Source organism: Dysgonomonas sp. 511, from assembly GCF_010501105.1.
Taxonomy (GTDB): domain Bacteria; phylum Bacteroidota; class Bacteroidia; order Bacteroidales; family Dysgonomonadaceae; genus Dysgonomonas.
On the sequence record NZ_QVMQ01000046.1, the window covers coordinates 11,128 to 13,873 of the forward strand.

The 2,746-nt window shown below is 48.6% G+C and carries 1 rRNA gene; it reads right to left on the bottom strand.

The annotated features are described in order from the left end of the window. Window positions 1–10: 10 nt before the first annotated feature. A 23S ribosomal RNA gene (locus D0T57_RS14465) occupies window positions 11–2,746 on the bottom strand.

Here is a 2,746-nt window from a genome sequence, read left to right on the forward strand (position 1 = left end):
TTCAACTCACTCGAAGAAAGCGTGCGGGCAATTAGTACTGCTCGGCTATGACATTACTGCCTTTACACCTGCAGCCTATCAACGTTGTAGTCTACAACGACCCTTAGTGATATCTTATCTTGCGGCCGGCTTCGTACTTAGATGCTTTCAGCACTTATCCGATCCGCACTTAGCTACCCGGCAATGCTCCTGGCGGAACAACCGGTGAACCAGCGGTGCGTCCAACACGGTCCTCTCGTACTAGTGTCAGATCCGCGCAAATATCATACGCCCACGATAGATAGAGACCGAACTGTCTCACGACGTTCTGAACCCAGCTCGCGTGCCACTTTAATGGGCGAACAGCCCAACCCTTGGGACCTGCTCCAGCCCCAGGATGTGACGAGCCGACATCGAGGTGCCAAACCATTCCGTCGATATGAGCTCTTGGGAATGATCAGCCTGTTATCCCCGGAGTACCTTTTATCCTTTGAGCGATGGCCATTCCATACTGAAACCACCGGATCACTATGCTCTAGTTTCCTACCTGATCGACTTGTGGGTCTCTCAGTCAAGCGTGCTTATACCATTACACTCTACTGACGGTTACCAATCGTCATGAGCACACCTTTAGAAGCCTCCGTTACTCTTTTGGAGGCGACCACCCCAGTCAAACTACCCACCATACACTGTCCTCGCTTAAAGCGGGTTAGACGCCAAACAATTAAAGGGCCGTATTTCAAGGGTGACTCCACAAATACTGGCGTACCTGCTTCATTGTCTCCGGCCTATCCTACACATCAAGTGCCCAACGTCAATGTAAAGCTATAGTAAAGGTTCACGGGGTCTTTTCGTCCCATCGCGGGTAATCGGCATCTTCACCGATACTACAATTTCACCGAGATCACAGTTGAGACAGTGGGAAGATCATTACACCATTCGTGCAGGTCGGAACTTACCCGACAAGGAATTTCGCTACCTTAGGACCGTTATAGTTACGGCCGCCGTTTACTGGGGCTTCAATTCAATGCTTCTCCTTGCGAATGACATCTCCTCTTAACCTTCCAGCACCGGGCAGGTGTCAGACTGTATACTTCTTATTTCTAATTTGCACAGCCATGTGTTTTTGATAAACAGTTGCCTTCCCCTATTCTCTGCGGCCACCATTGCTGATGGCACCCTTTATCCCGAAGTTACAGGGTCATTTTGCCTAATTCCTTAACTGTGAATCGCTCGAGCGCCTTAGTATATTCTACCCGACTACGTGTGTCCGTTTACAGTACGGTTGCTTAATAAATATGTTTAGCGGGTTTTCTTGGCAGTATGATTACCTGTATTTCTACGCTCCACATGGGATTGTAGTACTTTCAGTTTCGACTCTGGTTGCGGATTTGCCTACAACCATCTACGTCTACAGCCTTCAACCATCTATTCCGTCAGATGGCAACAGTGTCACTCCTGCGTCACCGCATCACTCTATTGAGCAGTACCGGAATATTAACCGGTTCGTCCATCGGCATTGCCGTTCGGCTTAGCCTTAGGGTCCGACTTACCCTGATCCGATTAGCGTTGATCAGGAAACCTTAGTCTTTCGGCGAGGGGGTTTCTCACCCCCTTTATCGTTACTTATACCTACATTTGCTTTTCTATATGCTCCAGAGTTCCTTACGAAACGCCTTCGACGCTATACAGAATGCTCCCCTACCGATAATATTTATCCCATAGCTTCGGTAACATGTTTATGCCCGATTATTATCCACGCACGACCACTCGACTAGTGAGCTGTTACGCACTCTTTAAATGAATGGCTGCTTCCAAGCCAACATCCTAGCTGTCTTAGTAGTCATACTTCGTTAAATTCAACTTAACATGTATTTGGGGACCTTAGCTGATGGTCTGGGTTCTTTCCCTCTCGGACATGGACCTTAGCACCCATGCCCTCACTCCCGAGTATATCTTCTGCCCATTCGGAGTTTATCTGGACTTGATAGGCGGCGAAGCCCTCGCATCCAATCAGTCGCTCTACCTGACAGAAGTATTAACCTCGAGGCTGCACCTAAATGCATTTCGGGGAGTACGAGCTATCTCCAAGTTTGATTAGCCTTTCACCCCTACCCTCAAGTCATCCGAAAACTTTTCAACGTTTACCGGTTCGGTCCTCCAGTTGGTGTTACCCAACCTTCAACCTGCTCAAGGGTAGATCACTTGGTTTCGCGTCTACTACCTCTGACTATGGCGCCCTGTTAAGACTCGCTTTCGCTTCGGCTCGGTACGTCGTCGTACTTAACCTTGCCAGAGACAGTAACTCGTAGGTTCATTATGCAAAAGGCACGCCGTCACAGCTAATGCTGCTCCGACCGCTTGTAGGCACATGGTTTCAGGGTCTTTTTCACTCCTCTGTTCGAGGTGCTTTTCACCTTTCCCTCACGGTACTGGTTCACTATCGGTCTCTCAGGAGTATTTAGCCTTACGGGATGGTCCCCGTGGATTCAAACAGGATTTCTCGTGTCCCGCTCTACTCAGGAGTCTGCTAGGCTTCGATAAAGAGTCGTATACGGGATTATCACCCTCTCTGATTGTTTGTTCCAAAACATTCTACTTCTTTATCTTCTTGCCACAGTGCAGTCCTACAACCCCAGTATTGCCTAAACAATGCTGGTTTGGGCTTGTCCCGGTTCGCTCGCCACTACTTCGGGAATCACTTTTGTTTTCTTTTCCTCAGGGTACTTAGATGTTTCAGTTCCCCTGGTTAGCTTCATGCATTGCA